Origin of the sequence: Longibaculum muris, from assembly GCF_004343035.1 — a bacterium.
Taxonomy (GTDB): domain Bacteria; phylum Bacillota_I; class Bacilli_A; order Erysipelotrichales; family Coprobacillaceae; genus Longibaculum; species Longibaculum muris.
In genome coordinates this window covers 64,497-84,134 of the sequence record NZ_SMCQ01000008.1, presented here as the reverse complement: position 1 = coordinate 84,134, position 19,638 = coordinate 64,497, and the positions used below count along the sequence as shown (strand labels likewise).

At 29.4% G+C, this 19,638-nt stretch carries 18 protein-coding genes; 10 read left to right on the top strand and 8 right to left on the bottom strand.

The window, feature by feature from the left end; genetic code table 11:
* Positions 1–13 precede the first annotated feature (13 nt).
* Positions 14–502: a hypothetical protein gene (locus tag EDD60_RS07415; protein WP_066448693.1), complete on the bottom strand. Its 489-nt coding sequence runs from the start codon at positions 500–502 to the stop codon at positions 14–16.
* Between the two features lie 125 nt (positions 503–627).
* Here EDD60_RS07415 and EDD60_RS07410 point away from each other — a divergent pair, with 125 nt between their 5' ends.
* Positions 628–1,356 (top strand): acyl-[acyl-carrier-protein] thioesterase, encoded by a 729-nt coding sequence (locus EDD60_RS07410; RefSeq protein ID WP_066448696.1) that lies wholly within the window; start codon positions 628–630, stop codon positions 1,354–1,356.
* Between the two features lie 17 nt (positions 1,357–1,373).
* On the opposite strand, the gene EDD60_RS07405 is transcribed toward EDD60_RS07410, so the two are convergent.
* Positions 1,374–1,664 carry a hypothetical protein gene (locus tag EDD60_RS07405; RefSeq protein ID WP_066448699.1) on the bottom strand — a complete coding sequence of 97 codons (291 nt, stop codon included), beginning with the start codon at positions 1,662–1,664 and terminating at the stop codon, positions 1,374–1,376.
* Between the two features lie 252 nt (positions 1,665–1,916).
* Between EDD60_RS07405 and EDD60_RS07400 the strand changes: the two genes are divergently transcribed.
* On the top strand, positions 1,917–2,504 hold the full coding sequence (locus EDD60_RS07400) for a hypothetical protein (RefSeq protein ID WP_066448704.1): 588 nt from the start codon (positions 1,917–1,919) through the stop codon (positions 2,502–2,504).
* Here EDD60_RS07400 and EDD60_RS07395 read toward each other — a convergent pair.
* Together EDD60_RS07395 and EDD60_RS07390 are read right to left on the bottom strand one after the other, a co-directional pair.
* Positions 2,494–3,399, bottom strand: a complete 906-nt coding sequence (locus tag EDD60_RS07395; RefSeq protein ID WP_066448706.1) for an RluA family pseudouridine synthase — start codon at positions 3,397–3,399, stop codon at positions 2,494–2,496. The genes EDD60_RS07400 and EDD60_RS07395 overlap by 11 nt on opposite strands.
* The gene (locus EDD60_RS07390; RefSeq protein ID WP_066448709.1) at positions 3,396–4,205 is read right to left on the bottom strand and encodes a methyltransferase domain-containing protein; all 810 of its coding nucleotides are present in this window, start codon (positions 4,203–4,205) and stop codon (positions 3,396–3,398) included. The genes EDD60_RS07395 and EDD60_RS07390 overlap by 4 nt, the downstream gene beginning before the upstream one ends.
* Positions 4,206–4,291: 86 nt before the next feature.
* On the opposite strand from EDD60_RS07390, the gene EDD60_RS07385 reads away from it, so the two are divergent.
* The 5 genes from EDD60_RS07385 (at position 4,292) to fba (ending at position 8,546) form a co-directional block, all read left to right on the top strand.
* On the top strand, positions 4,292–4,567 hold the full coding sequence (locus EDD60_RS07385) for a hypothetical protein (protein ID WP_132226346.1): 276 nt from the start codon (positions 4,292–4,294) through the stop codon (positions 4,565–4,567).
* Entirely contained in the window at positions 4,567–5,685 is a 1,119-nt protein-coding gene (locus tag EDD60_RS07380; protein WP_066448712.1) for a tetratricopeptide repeat protein, read from the top strand. Before EDD60_RS07385 ends, EDD60_RS07380 begins: the two co-directional genes overlap by 1 nt.
* Positions 5,672–6,412: a TrmH family RNA methyltransferase gene (locus EDD60_RS07375; RefSeq protein WP_066448714.1), complete on the top strand. Its 741-nt coding sequence runs from the start codon at positions 5,672–5,674 to the stop codon at positions 6,410–6,412. Before EDD60_RS07380 ends, EDD60_RS07375 begins: the two co-directional genes overlap by 14 nt.
* The gene (locus EDD60_RS07370; RefSeq protein ID WP_066448716.1) at positions 6,405–7,571 is read left to right on the top strand and encodes a MalY/PatB family protein; all 1,167 of its coding nucleotides are present in this window, start codon (positions 6,405–6,407) and stop codon (positions 7,569–7,571) included. Before EDD60_RS07375 ends, EDD60_RS07370 begins: the two co-directional genes overlap by 8 nt.
* A gap of 108 nt (positions 7,572–7,679) precedes the next feature.
* Entirely contained in the window at positions 7,680–8,546 is an 867-nt protein-coding gene (fba, locus tag EDD60_RS07365; RefSeq protein ID WP_066448718.1) for a class II fructose-1,6-bisphosphate aldolase, read from the top strand.
* 228 nt (positions 8,547–8,774) lie between these two features.
* Here the strand turns inward: fba and EDD60_RS07360 are convergent, their stop codons facing one another.
* The 4 genes from EDD60_RS07360 to EDD60_RS07345 form a co-directional block, all read right to left on the bottom strand.
* Positions 8,775–9,227 (bottom strand): helix-turn-helix domain-containing protein, encoded by a 453-nt coding sequence (locus EDD60_RS07360; RefSeq protein WP_066448723.1) that lies wholly within the window; start codon positions 9,225–9,227, stop codon positions 8,775–8,777.
* Positions 9,228–9,256: 29 nt separating this feature from the next.
* Complete coding sequence (locus tag EDD60_RS07355; protein ID WP_066448725.1) at positions 9,257–9,631, bottom strand: PTS sugar transporter subunit IIB; 375 nt, start codon at positions 9,629–9,631, stop codon at positions 9,257–9,259.
* Positions 9,625–10,458, bottom strand: coding sequence for an alpha/beta fold hydrolase (locus tag EDD60_RS07350; protein ID WP_066448728.1), 834 nt, complete (start codon positions 10,456–10,458; stop codon positions 9,625–9,627). The genes EDD60_RS07355 and EDD60_RS07350 overlap by 7 nt, the downstream gene beginning before the upstream one ends.
* 275 nt (positions 10,459–10,733) lie before the next feature.
* Positions 10,734–11,741, bottom strand: a complete 1,008-nt coding sequence (locus EDD60_RS07345; RefSeq protein ID WP_066448732.1) for a LacI family DNA-binding transcriptional regulator — start codon at positions 11,739–11,741, stop codon at positions 10,734–10,736.
* Between the two features lie 137 nt (positions 11,742–11,878).
* Between EDD60_RS07345 and EDD60_RS16430 the strand changes: the two genes are divergently transcribed.
* From EDD60_RS16430 to EDD60_RS07315, 3 genes are all read left to right on the top strand, one after another.
* Positions 11,879–16,864 carry a discoidin domain-containing protein gene (locus EDD60_RS16430; protein ID WP_243646653.1) on the top strand — a complete coding sequence of 1,662 codons (4,986 nt, stop codon included), beginning with the start codon at positions 11,879–11,881 and terminating at the stop codon, positions 16,862–16,864.
* Positions 16,865–17,113: 249 nt separating this feature from the next.
* Entirely contained in the window at positions 17,114–18,457 is a 1,344-nt protein-coding gene (locus EDD60_RS07320) for a glycoside hydrolase family 1 protein (RefSeq protein ID WP_066450095.1), read from the top strand.
* 104 nt (positions 18,458–18,561) lie between these two features.
* Complete coding sequence (locus EDD60_RS07315) at positions 18,562–19,581, top strand: LacI family DNA-binding transcriptional regulator (RefSeq protein ID WP_066450094.1); 1,020 nt, start codon at positions 18,562–18,564, stop codon at positions 19,579–19,581.
* Positions 19,582–19,638 lie beyond the last annotated feature (57 nt).

The window sequence follows — 19,638 nt, the reverse complement described above, 5'->3', positions numbered from 1 at the left end:
CACTTGTGGCTTTTTATTTAGAAATGATTTTTCTTAGTTGTGTCTTATCTACAAAACGAGTAGAGAAACTATAATCTTTTTGTGCATAGACAAACGACATTTTATTGTTATAGGTAAAATTAACTTTCTTTAATTTTCGATAATCAATCATCATTCTTCCTACCATCATATTTTTTCTACCAATCATAACAATAGTAGAACCAAAATAAGCAAAGACAACACTTACAAATGCAGCAATATTTAAACCATTACGATAGAAGTTAATACTATCATTAAGTAATCCGTAGATCATGGCAATAATTCCACCAATAAATCCAACAACATAAACGATAAGTAAAAGACTATAAACAATTTTACCTGTGGTATTAAAACAAAAACTTAATGAATGATCAAGTTTTTTACAACGATAAATTGTTACAAAAATATTGGCAGTTGTATAAGTGAACCAAAGAATGACAATCAATAAAAGAAATGAAAATATTGATAAAATAATTTCTTGCATAGATTTAAACTTCCTTTCATATGTTATTATTATACATATATTTTTCCTTTTCGCATAGAAAAAAATGAAAATATGTGAAATTCTCAGTGAATTAGTATATAATAGCTAGCGAGGATGTGAAAATAATGAAAGATTTGATGACTTATGAAACAAAACAAATAGAAATATGTGATGTTGATTATATGGGACAATATCAATTATGTCATTTGTTAAATAGATTTGCTGAAATAGCAACCATAAATGCTAAAGAAATAGGATTATGGAATGAGGCAATGATGAATCAATATGGTTGGGTTGTTGCCAAACAAGCGATTCATTTAGATGAACCAATCTATCATAAAGATATCATAGAGCTATCTACTATTGTTGCTAATGGTTCTTTTGTGGCTTTTCCACGTTATTATTTTATTAAGAAAAATGAAAAAATGATTGGTCACTGTTCATCAATATGGACACTTATAGATATTGAAAAAAGACGTATTGTTTCACCTAAAAGGATTGGGATTGAAGTACCTAAAGTTGAACATAACTATAAATTAGAACCACCCCATGATATCCAGATTGATCAACCTTTTAGCTTTGTTACAACAAGAAAAGTCTTATATAGTGATGTTGATATTAATCAACATATGAATAATACAAGATATATTCAATGGGCTATGGATGTGATTGATTTAAAAATACATCAAGATTATTTTGTAAGTGATTTAAATATTCAATATAAAAAAGAAATTCGTCCATTAGAAGATGTTTCTTTATATCTTGCAAGTGAAAACGAACGATATGTTGTAGAAGGTCGCATTGATGATAATGTTTATTTTGTTGTAGAAATTCAATTTACAAAACGAAAATAACTCAGGATTTCCCCGAGTTATTTTTTCATTAAGTATTTTCTTTTAAAAGCTTTTAAACTTTCCATTAATTGATTTTGTTCACCAACTGTAATCTCTTTATCTTGTGAGATTTTTTTAATAATAAGTTCATTTTTTGCCATTAACTTATCAATATCACTCATTGTTTCTTTTTCTGTATTGGTTAATTTCGCTAAATATTTATATAGCTGATCATAAAGATCATCACCAGCAAATATTTCCCATTCACGACAATGCTTAACATCCAATATATTGATAATATTTCTACTAATTAATTCTCTATCTTTCATGATTATCACCGTCTATGATTATAACATAGAAATTTTACAAATACACTTCATTTTTCATAACAATAAATTTTCAAAATATGAAAACTTTCATAAAAAAATTATGCTATTATGTATTCGTCCCAAATATCTATAATAGTATTCGTTTTCCCGTATAAGAATACAAGATATGGAAATGCTACCTTTATGGTAGTTTTTTCTTTTCTTATTTAAATAATAGACTATAATTGTATTAAATAGTTTGGAGGTTAAGCGATGAAAGAATTACAAATGCCAATCATTTATGATCAACAACAAAGAATTGGATATGGTGGGAATCAAGATTGGTTTCATGATGAATGGGCACAAAAGGCTGGCTGCGCAAGTGTTTTAGCAAGCAACCTCTATGCTTTTTATCAACAACAAGAAAAATATAACAAGGATGAATTTTTAGGTGTGATGGAGGAAATGTTTAATCTAATGACACCAGGAAATATGGGATATCCGTTTTTATATAAATTTGCCAGAACTTTTATAGCCAGAATGAAACAAGATAATTGTTATTTAAAGCCGGTTTATCAAAAGAAATCAAAGAATTATAAACATGCTTTAGATTTTGTTTTAAAGAGTATTGATGAAGGACATCCGGTAGGAATGTTGATTTTGCATCATCGTGCTAAGGAATTAGAAGAAGATAATTGGCATTGGATTTGTTTAAGTGGTTATATTGAAAGTGAATCTCATTATCGGATTGTTTTTTCAGATTGTGGTATGCGTCGTGAAATTGATTCAAGAATCTTATTTGATACACATCATCATAATGTTTTTAAAATGGTAAGAATGCAAAATGACCCTACAAAGTAGGGTCAATAGAATGAATAATTGAAAGAATATCTTGTGGTGGATGACAGATTAATGTCATCTTTTCTTTTGTGATGGGATGAATGAATTGTAATTGATAAGCATGTAAAGCAACGCGATTAATCAGTGGTGAAGCTTTGTGATAAAGTTTGTCACCAAGAATTGGTAAACCAACGGATGAAAGGTGAACCCGGATTTGATGTTTTCTACCAGTTTCTAATTCACAATTTAATAATGATAAATGATTTTTACTAGCAATACATTGATAATGTGTACAAGCTTTTTTACCAGCTGATGCCACAATCATTTTTTGATTATGATGACGGTTTTTCCCAATGGGTTTATTAATATAATGAACTTTATGATCTAATACTGTACCTTCAACAATTGTTAAATAATCACGTTTAATAGCTTTTATAGACAGTTGATAATCAAGCAAAGGTTGAACAAATGCACATTTACAAAATAAAACAATCCCACTTGTTTCATAATCTAAACGATGAATAAAACGCACAGGTATATCATAGCCACATTGATGATAATAACCACTGACTCTATTAGCTAATGAATCAGTATGTTTTTGATCATCAGGAAAGACTTGGATAAAAGGTGGCTTATTGACTGCTAAAAGAAATTCATCTTCATAGATGATATCTAACTCTTGATAATTGGGTGGATACATACCATCATCTTGATGAAAAGCCTTGATTGTTAATTTATCACCTTTAATTAAAATAGTTGAAGGTGAAACATATCTTTGATTAACAGTATATTCTTTGTTTTGTTTTAATAAATGAATTGTCTTTTTAGAAAGATGAAATTGTAAAAATAATTCTTCTATTGATATAGGTGAATCAATGATTAATGTTAAATAGGGGTAATGAACTTGGTATTTCATGACATTTTATAAACTGTAATACGAATATCAATGGTTACATCAAATTCACCTAATGTATCTAAAACATGACGACGATCTTTTTTGATATGATAATAATGTGGTGTCATCTTTAAAAGATTTAAAGTATCTTCACGATTTCTTAAATGAATCGTCTTTTTAAAATCATAGCTCTCACTTACTTCAAAAGGTAAACGAATAAATTGATCAGATTTGACTTTCACTTCATCATAAATAAGTTCTTTAAATTCAATGAGATGTTTATTATTTGCGGTAACATGAATCATATAACCATCTTCTTTTAAACATCTTTTAATTTCGGAATCCTTAACAACAGTAAATAAAGCAGTAATAACATCTAAAGAATGATCAACAAGAGGAATATTCTTAGAATTTCCTACCATCCAATAAATATCTTTTGTATATTTAGAAGCCATTTGGATTCCATCTTTAGAAATATCTAAGCCATAAATAATCGAATCATCATTTAATTCCTGTTGCATACGATATGTATAATAACCTTCACCACAACCTAAATCTAAAATCTGCATTTGAGGATGACGATGAGCTTTAATATAGTTAACCACTTCATTTAAAATTACATCATAATATCCTTGATTTAAATAATTTTTACGACACATTAAACTTTCTTTATTATCACCAGGATTATTTGTTGATTTATCTGGATTTAATAAAAGATTGATATATTGACTTTTAGCAATATCATAACAATGATTGTTTTGGCATTTATATGTTTTTCCATCAAGAATTAATGGTTGATGGCATTTTGGACACGCTAGTTTATGCATAATCTCACTCCTTTGTTGCATTATAACATGTTTACTTTTCATTGCAAATATTGATATAATAGAAAAAGCAAAGGAGGATGGAATTTATGGGTTTATTTTCTAAGAAAAAGAAAGAAAAAATAGATTTTGATGCAGTTTTTAAAGAACAGTATAAATCTATTAATCAATTGATGATGCAAGCAAATGATGAATTGGATTTTGTGATTAAAGAATCTTTATTAAAAGTTGTTGTAGAAAAGTATGATGAGTTATTGATGTTGATTGATCAAGGGGCACAATTTGATAAAGCACACTTTCAATCATTAAAAGAAAGTGCTGTTCATCAATTAGAATCAGTTCATCAGATTAATCAGGATTGTTAATGGATATTCGTATTATTCAAAGTGTGCTTGATGTTTTTGAACATTATGGGGACACAATTCGATTTGATTTTGATCGTTTTGAAGAAGCGATGAATGATGAAGCACCTGATTTATTAGATGAATGTTATTTGGTTGTTTTAGGAATGAAATTAGGTGTTTTTGATGCAATGGTTTTTGATGAAGATGTTGATTTGAGAGGTTATGTTGATTATTTAGTGAATGCTTGTGAGCTAAATGAAAAAGAGGCATTATTTTTAGTGAGTGTTTTTGAAGTATTAGTGGATGAAGTTGGATATTATTTTGAGATTCCTAATATGGATGAGTTATTGCAGGATGCTTATCAAAGAAATGATTTTGAACATTTATTTGTAATTGGAAAGACTTATTTTTTGGGCTTTGGGGTTACTCAGGACTATGAAAAAGCTTTTGAGATTTATTCATATTTATATGGACATGGAGATGATCGAGGAGCTTATTATTTAGGCTATATGTATGAACATGGATATGGGATTGAAATGGATATCGAAAAGGCTTTGATGTATTATGAAAATACATCGGATGATTTAACCTGCTTACGCTTAGGACTTTTCTATATGTTAGGAAAATATGTTCATAAAGATTTAGATAAGGCACTTTCTTATTTTGAGTCATCACATGAGAAAGAAGCTTATTTATATCAAGGTTTGCTTTTAGAGGCTAAACGAGAACATGCTCAGGCATTTGAAGCGTACTTACGTGGAGCAAGACTTTTTCAAAAAGATTGCTTATATAAAGTTGGTATATGTCTTAAATTGGGACTGGGTGTAGATGTGAATATGCAGGAAGCATATCGTTACTTTGAGTATGCTTATGATTTGTTGCATGAAGAAGGGGCCTATGAACTTGCTATGATGTATTTTGATGGCTTAACTGTAAAAAAAGATGAAAAGAAAGCAATTCATTATCTTATTCAAGCAGCAGCACTTAATAGTTTAGATGCTAATTTGGCATTAGCTCGATTTTATGAATTAGGACGTTATGTTGAAAGAAATCATCGTCAATCATTGTACTATTATCAAAAAGCTCAACAAATCAATGAATATCATAGAAACAAGGAGATAAGTCATGAAGATATATAAAAAAGGGGATGAAACATCTTATACTTTAGGTGTTTTTCCTACAATTGAATTATTAAAAACAAGACCACAGGATGTTGTAAGAGTGGTTGTTCATTCATCAATTGAAAAGAATAAAGGATATCCTTTAATTCAAGAGTTATGTCAAAAACATCGTATTCATATAGATATCCATGATAAAACAATTGATAAATTAAGCCCTAAAAGTAATTGCTTTGCAATAGGTATATTTAAAACCTATCAATGTGATTTAACGGAAGGAAATCATGTCGTTTTAGTTCATCCAATGGATATGGGAAATATGGGAACAATCATGCGTACAATGCTAGGTTTTCACTATACAAATTTAGTGATTATAAAACCAGCAGTTGATGTTTTTGATCCTAAGGTTGTACGTGCCTCAATGGGGGCTATCTTTCATCTTAATGTTTGTTATTATGATGATTTTGAAACTTATTATCAACAATATAAACATCATGAATTTTATCCACTTATGTTAAAAGGTGCTAAAAATATTCATCAAGTAGAAAGTTTATCACTTCATTCATTGGTTTTTGGTAATGAAAGTAGTGGTTTAGATGATTCTTATTTAAATTATGGACAAAGTGTTTTTATTCCTCATAGTGATCAGATAGATTCATTAAATTTATCTATGGCTTTAGGTTTAACTTTGTTTCATTTTTCAGCAAATCAATTTAAAGAAAAAGAGGTATTAAGAGAAAATGTATAATTTTGATCAAGTTATTAATAGAAAGAATACAAATAGTGTAAAATATGATGGAGATAAAATGCAAGATCCACAAATGATTCCAATGTGGGTTGCCGATATGGATTTTGAAACATTGCCAGAAGTTAAAGAAGCATTAGTCAAACGTGCTGAACATGGAATCTTTGGATATGCAAATCCAACAGATAGTTATTTAGAATCAGTTGTACAGTGGATGCATACAAGACATGATTTTGATATTGAAAAAGAATGGATTGTACCAACTCCAGGTATTGTGACTGCTTTGAAATTAGCTGTAAGAGCACTTACTAAGGAAAATGATCATATCATGATTATGAAACCTGTTTATTATCCTTTTGATGCATCTATCAATACGAATAAGCGTCAAATTGTAGAGTGTCCTTTGATATTGGAAGATGGGGAATATCATTGTGATTTTGAATTGTTTGAAAAAACAATTGTAGAAAATGATGTGAAGATGTTTATTTTATGTAATCCACATAATCCAATTGGTAAAGTTTGGTCTAAAGATGATTTAAAACAAATCGGGAATATTTGTAAGAAACATCATGTTTATGTTGTAAGTGATGAAATTCATATGGATTTTGTTTATCAAGGACATACACATACACCATTTTATAATGTAGATGAATCTTTTAAAGAGTTTACTTTAATTTGTACAGCTCCATCAAAGACATTTAATTTAGCCGCTTTACAAACATCAAATATTATTATTGCTGATGAAAAGATGAGAGAAGCATTTATCAAGGAAAAAGATGCCTCTGGGGTGAATAATCCAAATATTTTTGGTCTTGATGCTTGTGAAGCAGCCTATACTTTTGGAGCAAAATGGGTGGATGAATTAATTGAATATTTATCAGGGAATATTGATTATATGATTCAATTCTTTGAAGAAAGATTACCAGAGATTAAAGTGATTAAACCTGAAGGTTTATATTTGGTTTGGGTTGATATGCGTGCTTTGAATATGAATCATGAAGAATTAGAAGATTTTATGTTAAATCAAGCTCATTTATGGTTAGATGAAGGTTATATTTTTGGAACTGGTGGAGCAGGATTTGAAAGATTTAATGTTGCTTGTCCACGTAGTATTTTAAAACAAGCTCTTGTTCAATTGGAAAAGGCAATTAAAGAAAGATAATTTGGAATGTAAGGGTTTTATTATTTAAAAAATATGAATATCTATGGAAATTTGAGCAAAATAAGTGTATGATAGAGTTGTAAAAAATTTGAAAAGGAGATTATACATATGGGATTAGTTTCAGCTAAAGAAATGCTTGATAAAGCAAAAGCAGGTCACTATGCTGTTGGTCAATTTAATATCAACAACTTAGAATGGACTAAATCAATTTTATTAACTGCAGAAGAATTAAAAGCACCAGTTATCTTAGGAGTTTCTGAAGGAGCTGCTAAATACATGACTGGATTTAAAACAGTTTCTGCTATGGTAAGTGCTATGGTTGATTCTTTAGGAATCACTGTACCAGTTGCTTTACATTTAGATCATGGTAGTTATGAAGGAGCTAAAGCTGCATTAGAAGCTGGTTTCTCATCAATCATGTTTGATGGTTCTCATTATGGAATCGAAGAAAACATTGAAAAAACTAAAGAAATCGTTGCTTTATGCCATGCTAAAGGTGTATCAGTTGAAGCCGAAGTTGGTTCAATTGGTGGAGAAGAAGATGGTGTTGTAGGAGCTGGTGAAGTTGCAGATCCTAAAGAATGTAAAATGATTGCTGATTTAGGAATTGATTTCTTAGCAGCAGGTATTGGAAACATTCATGGTAAATATCCAGCTAACTGGAAAGGTTTAGATTTTGATGCATTAGATGCTATTCAAAAAGAAACAGGAACTATGCCTTTAGTATTACATGGTGGTACTGGTATTCCAGCTGATATGATTAAAAAAGCTATCACTTTAGGAGTTTCTAAAATCAACGTTAATACTGAATGTCAATTATATTTCCAAGAAGCTACACGTAAATATATTGAAGCAGGTAAAGATTTAGAAGGTAAAGGATTTGACCCTCGTAAATTATTAGCTCCTGGAGCTGCTGCAATTCAAGAATGTGTTAAAGAAAAAATGGAATTATTCGGTTGCATTGGTAAAGCTTAATAATTTTGAAAGAATTAACTTGTTATTCAGGTTGATTCTTTTTTTTTACAAAAATAAAAATCTAATAAATCAACTGATATTAAATAAATGTTTCGTTTCTTAAAACAAAAGCAAGATATAATCATAAATTATCTTTGATAGTATTAAAAAGAAAGGGGCTGTAATGAAATAACTTTTTAGAAAGTTGATTCATTATAGCCTCCTTTCTTGAAGGATATATTATAGAATTTATGTCTTGTTATGGAGTGATATTGAAACAGATTCTAAATATCTGTTTATATTTTTAGTGAATGTTTCTACATCGGTTTCATTTTTAAGAATCATCACAATATGCTCTTGATCATCATGAGTTGTTATAGTTACTGTTTTATGTTGTATGATAGCTTTTTGAATGTCAGTTATAATTTTTTCAAGTTGTTTTTTTGCATCATTATCTTTATAAATAGACTGTGAAATATATTGTGATAATGATGTCATAGAAATGGTGAAATCAGAATGTTTTGGATTTCCAAAAACACGCTGCATTGCTTCATATGTTGTTAACCAGACATCCCCACTTTTACGAATTTCATTTTCTTGAAATCTTTTTCTTTCAACAGCTTTTCTTATTGTATTTCCATTGGCTAATCCCCATTTTTCAGCAGCTTCAGTAAAGGTCATAACTTGGCTTAAGTCTATCATATATATCAACTCCTATTGAGGAAATTGTATCATAAGTTATTAAGAATGTCATCTAAAGCTTTTTGCCCATTCATGGTTCCAAAAGCACGCATATCAATAAGGTGAACAGGAATATGATAATTATTAAAAACTTTATCAACCATTTCTTTTAAATAACGAACTTGTGGTGCTATCCAGATGCTGGCAATTTTTTTATCGAGTTGCCATTCTTGAACAGTTCTTTTATTAAGAAATTCTACAGGACCATAAGCCAAAATCATATCATACGAATCCATCAGTGTATCTAAATTTTTTAAGACTGAAAAAATATCTTCAACTAAAACTTTTTGTGAAGAAGCTTGACCAATTTTTTGACAAAATAGACTTGAAGTCGCTCCTCCAGCACAACAAATATAAACTAACATTGTTCATTCCTCCTTATAAATTCAGTTATTGTTTTTACAAAATCTTCTTTGCAATCACAGAATATTTCATGACCACAGTTTTCATAGAGATGATATTCTCTATTTTTAAGATGAGAGACTTCATTATCGATATATTGATATTGACAAATAGGGTCATCTTCTCCTTGCATGATTAATAGTGGCAAAGAAAGGTGAGTAAAAAAATTATGAAAATGGTGTTGAAAAAACCAATCTGACATCGCACAGATATGCTGTAAAGAATGTGATGGATTGTTTACACTAAAGATAAATTCTCTCACATCATCTTGTTTAAAGAAATCTTCAGGCGATAAAGATATTGATTGAAGAAAATGATTTTCTCCCAATCTTTGATTATATTGAGATTGCATAGCTTGATAAAAAGATAAAGCTTGTTGACGATGAAAAGTGATTGCAGGACTACTAAGAATAATTCCTGATAATTCATTGTGAAATTTTTCTAGACATAAACATGCAAGATATCCTCCAAATGAACCACCCCATAGATAGAACTTTTGAATATGAAAACGTTGCAAGCTATCTTGAATAACATGTAAAACATCACTAGTAATCTGTTCAATAGATAATCCTTTCTTTAAATCATATATTGAATCTCCACAACCTCTTTGATCAAAATAAAGACAATGAAAATTTTGACTTAATAATTGAAATGCTGGTAATCCCATAAGTGCCATTGCACCACTACCTGGTCCACCATGTAAAAATAGTATAGCAGTGTGACTTTGTGCAGGGTTAATAGAATAAACTTTCAATTGACATTGATCAGTTTCTAAAAAATATTGTTCCATAAAATCTCCTCTCTTTCTTTACTGTCGCTATATCGTGACAAAACAATCGTATCATAATTTTTATACAATAACAATCTTTACTTGAAAGTTTTTATTTTTTAAGTAAACAAGGTTTATTATTGTGTTAAATTGTTTACATAATAAAAATTGGATTTAAAAGGAACATAGTATTTTAAAAAAATTATTTATGTAATCAAAGAACAATGCATAAAGAGAGTCATACTTAAATGAAGAAACGGTATTTTTTTGTTTACAAAAAAAAACTTTACGATTTCTCATAAAGTTGATTCTCTTTCTATAACTTGTGGTGATAACATAATTGTTTCTGGGATAGTGTTTTCATGAATCATTTCATGGATTCTGCGAATTACTTTTTTTGCAATTGTTTGTCGATTGACTTCTAAGGTTGATAATGCTGGATAATGAGATTTAGAAAATTCCATATTATCATATCCAATAATTTTAATATCTTCAGGTATTTTATATCCATTATATTGTAATGCTTTAATTACAATTGCAGCATTTCGATCATTAACACAAACAAATGCTTGAGGCATTTGCCGATAAGTTAATAACATTTTTTGAATATAACGATAATCATTGTTTAAAACCGCCTTTTCAATACCTTTAGTTAAACATATGAACTCATGTTTTTTAGGATGAAAATGATTAATCATACATTGACGATAACCTTGATATCTCTCCTTAAAATTTTTCGAACTTTCTACTTCACCGACAAAACCAATGTTTCTATAGCCTTTTTTGATCAGGTATTCACAGCTTACATAACCACCTAAAAAATTATTGGTAATAATTGTATCAACATTGAAATATGGGATAGAATGATTTACACATATAATCTTTTGATTATATAATCGTAAAGCATAAATGATTTCATCACTAATTTTTCCTAAAACAACGATGCCAGCTACATGGTATTCACTAATACATTTTGGTGTAACAAAGTTTTTAAAGTTATAAAATTCAGTGAAAATACGATAACCAAAGATATGCGCTTCATCAATAATATATTTTAATAAATCGAGATAATAATGAAGATCATCTCTTTTTTTATCTTCAATCATAACAACAAGAGTTTTATTTTTTAAAGTATCTTTGACATTTAACTTTTTAAAAGGGTAATTCATTTCAGTAGCTGCTTCTAGAATTTGCATCCTTAATTCAGTAGAAACACCTTCTTTATCATTCAAAGCAATCGATACAGCATTAATAGAAACATTTAATTTTTGAGCAATATCTTTCATTGTTACAGTGTTCGACATTTTTTTCACCTCGTTTATTCGATTATAGCATCTCATTATAAGAAAAACTATATCATTCAAGTAAAATGATATGGTTTTCAAGTAAATGCTAATTGTTTAGATTATCAAATGTTGAAATAATAGAAGGTAAAGAAAGGATGATTAAATTGAAAGGGAAAAAAATATTAAGTACAATTTGTGTAACAGCTATTGCTTTAAGTCAAGTAACAATGTGTTATGCAGAGGAAACGAGGCAAGGGAGAAATTTAAAACAACAGAGTATTGATACAATTGAAAAAATGCCTAATTCTCCAAGCAATTATAAAATTATTGACTGGTTAAAAAGAGGAAAAGAGTTAAATGATTTTATTTTTGATTATACAGCAACAGATTTCTCGAAAAAAACAGAGTTCTCAGTCAAAAAAGGTAGAACATTTTCTACTATTTATCGTGATGATAAATATGGTGGATATATGATTCCAGCATTTTATGGTGAGAATAGACCTTTGGTCAATAGAGTTCATGATGGTGAAGATGATCAAGAATCTATCTCTGTTACAAGTGCATTGATTGCTGCATCATTAATGGGGATTGATATGAATAAACAATTACCTCAAGAATTAAAAGCGCAAGTGTCAAAAGATGTTGTTGATGAAGTCGGAAAATTGGATTTTGAATATGAAACTTATTTAGATAATGCATTAAAGTTTTTTTGGACAGTGGATGGAACAAATATTTTTACAAATGTTCCTAACGGTTCTATGAGTGAATTACAAAATATGCCAGGTGCATATCAAGCATTTGACGATTTTTGGTATATGTTAATAGCTAATCAAAATTTCTTTAGATTAGCTGAATTAAATCCTGATTGGCGACCTGAATTAGTTTTGGATTTACAAAAGAAGGTAGCCGATAAAATGTGTAAGATGGTTGAAAATTTAGGAAATGGTGATCCTAAAAAATGTGATTTTAATATTCAAGGTTACAATTTCAAGGATATGAAACCAGTAAAAAATCCAGGGCAGGGAAGGGTTCAACCAGATGCAGCAGTAGGAACAGCAAATATTCTTTATTATGCTTATAAAATTTTTAAAGATACTGATTCTAAAAGTGCAAATCATTATTTAGAGTATTCAAAATATTGCATGGATTATCTAGAACAACTAGAAAAAAATCCATATTATGAAAATATGTTAATTGATGCTGTTTATTTATCAACAATGATGAATGCAGAACAAGGAACAAATTATGATACATCTAAATATATTAAATGGATAACAACAAATAGCAGCAGTTCAGTAAGAAACTGGGGTGGTGTCAATTATTCACAAGATGGTATTGACGTTTATGGTATGACTGGTGAACCAAATAATGGGTATTCATATTTCTTTAATTCAGCATACCCAATGACTTCTATTTTACCAGCTGCAAAATATGATCCTAGCTATGCAAGAATGGCTGGTAAATGGGCTAATAATATTGCCAATAACTGCAAATACTTCTTACCAAGTGAATGGAGTGAAGAACATCAAACAGATGGTGATTATAAAGGAAAAAAAGAAGAAAATGTTTTGGCTTATGAATCATTAAGAAAAAATGATCATGGACAAAATTTCTATGCAACTGGAGATGCTAAAGCTAATGCAACAAGTGGTTGGATGGCTGGAGAAAATACAACGAACTTTGGTCTGTATGGTGGTTTCTATACTGGCTTTTTAGGAGCGTTAGTACATCAAACAAATGTTGAAAATATTTTACAATTAGATTGTAATAAAACAGATTATTATCAAGATGATATGTATCAAAGTTATTTATATTACAATCCTAATATGGAAAGTTGTAATGTTGAAATAGATTTAGGAAATAAATCTTATGATTTATATGATTCTGTAACTGGAACTTATTTAGTTAAAAATGTAACTGGAAAACAAAGTTTTAAGATGTTGGCCGATTCAGCACGTGTGATTGTTTTAGCACCTGCTAATAGTCATGTAACTTATGATGGAGAAAAAACTTTTATAAATGATGTTTTAGTTGCTAGCTCAAGTGCTGAAATTTTACCTGATGCAGGAACTGAATTAATTAGTAGTGTGATGATTGATGGCGTGGATGTGATTAATCAAAAAGATCAAGTTGAACAATATCATGCGATTATTCAGCCACAAAATGTTATGGATTGTCGAATTATTTGGGCAGTAGTTGATGAATCTGGAAATTCTACAGATAAGGCAACAATGACTAAAGATGGGCTTTTAACAGTAAAGAAAAATGGGAAAGTAAAAATTATAGCAAAAACAATTGATGGAAGTGGTGTTGTTGGAGAAAAGATTGTAACGATTACTGGTCAGACTCTAGCAAGTTTGTCTCAAGATAAAAAAGTTGTTACATCTTCAGTTGGTGACAATCATCAAGGTTCATTAGCTGTTGATGGTGATGTTACAACACGTTGGATAGCAAATAGTTCAGAAGCACATCCTTGGATTTATGTTGATTTGGGGTCAATAGCTGATGTGAACACAATTGTTTTAAATTGGGAAGATGCACGTCCACCTCAATATCAAATTCAAATATCAGATGATGCGGATAAATGGGAAACGATTAGTACTATTAAAGATGAAGGAAATTCAAAAAAAGTTGTTCGATTTGAATATGATGAAGCTAAATCTGCAAGATATGTTCGTATTTATACTGATGAAAAATCTCATTATGGATGTTCTCTTTATGAATTTGATGTTTATGGAAATTATCAAATTGATCAAGCAATAACATCAATTGAAATAACTTCAGAAAACTCTGAAAATAAAATTACAACTAAAGATCGACCATTACAATTAACAGCTCATATTCATCCTGAAAATGCAACAGATCAAAGAGTTGAATGGTATGTTTATGATGAATTAGGAAAAGAAACTCAATTAGCTGAGATTACATCTTCAGGAAAGTTAATTCCTCATGCTAATGGGAAGGTAAAGGTTGTTGCTAAAGCAGTTGATGGTAGTCAAAAACAGGGTGAACTTCTTGTTACAATTGAAAATCAAGATAAAGATAATTTAGCATATCAAAAAACATGTTTTGCTTCTAATCAAGAGGGTGCAAATCCAGTGAAAAATGCTTTTGATGGGAAAGTAGATACGCGTTGGGCATCTGGTATCCAAAATGATAATCATTGGATCACTGTGGATTTGGGAGATGTTTATAATGTTAATAAAGTTGTTTTATATTGGGAAGCTTTTCCATCAAAATATAAAATTCAAGGTTCGTTGGATAATGTGAATTTTACTGATTTGTATGTTGAAAAAGATGGGAAAGGACAAATTGAAGAAAAAACATTTGAACAAAAACCAGCTCGTTATGTGAGAATGCAATGTGAAAAAAGAAGTGGACAATATGGAAGTTCATTGTGGGAGTTCCAGGTTTATGGAAATCCATATGAAAAGACATATGTTCAAAACATTCAATTGTCATCAGATTCTGATAAAAATGAAATTACAAAGAAAAATAAACAATTACAATTATATGCCAAGATAACTCCTGAAAATGCAACGGTTAAAGATGTTATTTGGAATGTTTATGATGTGGATGGAAAAGAAACAGATATTGCGACTATTTCTCAAAATGGTATCTTAACTCCAAAAAATAATGGTACTGTCAAGGTAGTTGCTAAAGCAACAGATGGTAGTGGTAAAGAAGGCGAATTATTTGTTACGATTTCAAATCAAGATGTTGAAAATATCGCACTTAATAAAACTGCAACTGCATCAAGTCAAACTGATAGTAATAATCCTAAATATACAATTGATGGAAAACTGAATACGAGATGGGCATCAGAAGCAAAAGATACTGAATTTATAACAATTGATTTACATGGATTGTATACAATAGATCAAATTACATTAAATTGGGAAACAGCATATGGTAAAAAATATTTACTTCAAGGTTCATTAGATGGAGAAAATTTCTTTGAATTATATCACCAAGAAAATGGACAAGGTCATATTGAAAATATTTACCTAAAAGAAACAACAGTTCGCTATGTAAGAATGCAGGGTATTCAAAGAGGAACAGGATATGGGTATTCACTTTATGAAATTGAAGTTTATGGAAAATCGTGTAAAGCAAATTTACAGTCATTGTATGAAAAATATCAGGCTTTAGATGAATCACTTTATACACCTGATAGTTATAAAGATTTTGCCTTGATTTTAGCTCAAGTAAAAATAGTTTTAGAAAATGAAGCAGCTACTTTGGATGAAATTCAAACAGTTTCTCAAAGTTTAGAAATGACATATAAAAATTTGATTTTAAAAGCTGATAAAACAGTTTTAAAAAAGGTTATAGATGAGGCAGAAAAACTTGATTCTTCTTTATATACTTCAACAAGTTATAAAGTATTGATAAATGTATTGAGTCAAGCGAAGATTGTATTAGAAGATGAAAATGTATCTACTGAAGATGTCACAAAAGTTTTATCACAATTACAAACGAGTATGACATCATTAGTCGAACGTGCTGATACTGCTCTTTTACAAACAATTATTAATCAGGCAAAAGCAATTGATAACAAATTGTATACTAAGGTAAGTATTCAAAAATTAAATATGGTTTTATCTCAAGTAGAAAAGATATATGAAAATAAAGATGCAACACAAAAACAAGTTGATAAAGCTGTAGAAGACTTAAATGCAGCAATCAAAGCATTAGTCAAGAAAGCTGATAAGAAAGCTTTAGAAAAAGCTATTCAAGAAGCAAAAGCGATTGATACAAAATTATATACAGATGAAACAGTAGAAGAATTGACTGCAGTATTAAAAGAAGCAGAAGAAATCTATAAAGATGAAACTGCAACACAAGAAACAGTAGATACAATTGTAAAGAAATTACAAGAAGCAGTAGAAAAATTAGAAGAAAAAGAAGTGGATATTGTTGTAACACCAGATAAACCAGATGAAAACAAACCAGATGAAAACAAACCAGATGAAAATAAACCTGGAGAACCTGAACAAAACAACAATCAACCAACAACAGAAGAAAAAGTAGAAACATCAGACAATACACAATATCAAATGTATATAGGATTATTAGGTATATCAATGTGTGCTATGGCATTACTTATCAACAAGAAAAAGAAAAGAAGTAAGGTTTAAACTGATTTATATTTTGAAACATAAAATGACGCTTAGGTAGGCGTCATTTTATATAGGTAATATTTAAGAAGAAATAAAAGTGTTTAAAAAGAGATTTGAAATAAACATTTTGATAAATTCAAGTATAAACGTTGTTTTTTCAAGTAAATGAGACTTGTTATTCAAGTGAAGTATTGACATAATAAGCGTGTAGTTAAAAATGTAATGAAACTATAAAACTTATTTGTTATGGACAAAGGAGAAAAAGTGATGTTAAGAAAAGATTTTTTATGGGGTGGGGCAGTAACTGCTCACCAAAGTGAAGGTGGATATAACGAAGGTGGAAAAGTTCCTGCTGTTTGTGATTTAACAACAACTGGTGAATTTTCTGATTTTAAAGATGGTATAGATACTTATCATAGATATAAAGAAGATTTTGATTTATATCAAGAAATGGGATTCAATGCTTATCGTTTTTCAATTGATTGGTCTCGTATGATGAGTGATGAAAAGACTTATAATGAGGCTGGATTTGAATTTTATGATGAATTTATTGATGAGTTATTAAAAAGAGGGATTGAACCAATTCCAACATTATATCATTTTGAAATGCCAGTTTATTTACAAGAAAAGTATAATGGTTTTGCAAGTCGAAAAGTTGTGGATATTTTCGTAGAATTATGTAAAAAGATTGTAGATCGTTATGCTTCAAAAGTGAATAAATGGATTATCTTTAATGAACAAAATGGAATTTTACAAAAAGGTCCAAAGATGTTTTTTGGTGGTATTTGTCCTGAAGGGATGAATCCTCAAACTTTTGATAATCAAATTATGCACAATACCTTAATTGCTCATAGTTTAGTTAATGAATATATTCATCAAAAAGGATGTAAAGTTATGGGGATGGCCACAGTTGTTCAAAGCTATCCAGAAACATGCCATCCTTTAGATACTTTAGAAAGTATGAAAGCTCAAAGTGAAGCTTATGTATTCTTAGATGTTTTTGCGAGAGGTCATTATAATTCATATTATTATGCAAATATGAAAAATGAAGGAACATTACCAGAAATATTAGAGGGTGATTTTGAAATCTTAGAAAAAGGGAAAACTGATTATTTATCTATTAGTTATTATATGTCAACAATTTCTCATTATGGGGAATTAAGCTTAACTAATGAAAAAGATGTTGTGATTAAGAAGAATCCATATTTAGAAATGTCTGAATTTGGATGGACTGTTGATCCAATTGGTTTAAGAATTACTTTACGTCAATTATATGATCGTTATGAAATGCCAATCTATATTGTTGAAAATGGTTTTGGATATGATGATCAGATGAATGAAAATGGTGAAATTATTGATGATTATCGTATTGATTATATGAGAAAACATATTGAGCAAATGAAACTTGCGATTGATGAAGGTGTAGATTGTCGTGGCTATTTATCATGGGGACCTATTGATATTTTAAGTAGTCGTGCACAAATGAAAAAACGTTATGGTTTTGTTTATGTCAATAGAGATAATAAAGATTTAAAAGATATGAAAAGAATTAAAAAGAAATCATTTGAATGGTTTAAACATGTGATTAAAACAAATGGAGAAGAATTATAATAAGTATTGGATTGTAGATGTGTTAAGTCAATAGGATAAATGAGGGTGTCTTATTGACTTTTATGTTATAATGGGAAGGACAAAAATATGAGAGGATTAATATCATGAAAATAACAATGAAAGATATTGCTAATCGTCTTGGTATATCAATTAATGCAGTTTCAATAGCGTTGAATGATAAGCCAGGGGTAAGTGATGAGATGCGTTTGGAAATTTTACGTACAGCGGATGAAATGGGTTATATTAATCAGAAAAGAAAATATTTGTCTGTATTTTCTAAAACAAATATTTGTGTTTTAATGCAAAGTTATTATGCTGATACAGGACATTTTTATTCGATTGTTTTGCGTTCAATTGTGGAACAAGCTAAGACTTTTGGATATTTTTCGATATTGAATTATTTTGAGGATAATGAATTTATTATTCCAGAATGTATTGATGAAAGAAAAGTAGCTGGTATTTTGGTGGTTGGTAAGATATCTGATGATAACTTATCAACTTTAAAAAAGACAGGTATTCCTGTAGTGTTAGTTGATTTTACGTCATTAGGAGATTCATGTGATTGTGTTTTAACACATAATAAACAAGGTGGATATATGATGACAAGTCATATTATTAAAAAAGGTTTTCAAAAGATTGGCTTTTTTGGTGATTTGAGTTATTCATTTAGTTTTCAGGATCGTTTTATGGGATATAAGCAATCTCTTATTAAAAATCAAGTTGTTAATATGGATGATATTGATCAATATATCAATGAATATTCTTTTACACAAGATATAGAAAAATATATTTTGTCTAATAATATTTTAGAGATTGTAAAAATACTGAGTTCAAAGCAATTACCAGAGGTTCTTGTTTGTGCTAATGACTCTAATGCTTTTGCAGTTATACTTGCTTTGACCCAGATGGGAATAAAGGTACCAGAAGATATAAGTGTTGTTGGTTTTGATGATACACCTCTATGTGTTAAATCAGTTCCTCAAATCACAACCGTACAGGTTCAAAAAGAACTAATGGGACAGGTAGCTGTATCTAATTTAATGGATCGTATACATCGTAAGGATGATGTCCCTATGACACGTTTATTAAGTGTGAAAATTGTCGAAAGAGATTCTTTAGGTTAAAGAAAGAATCTCTTTTTTTGAATTTTCAAGTAAATGAGAATTGAAATTCAAGTAATT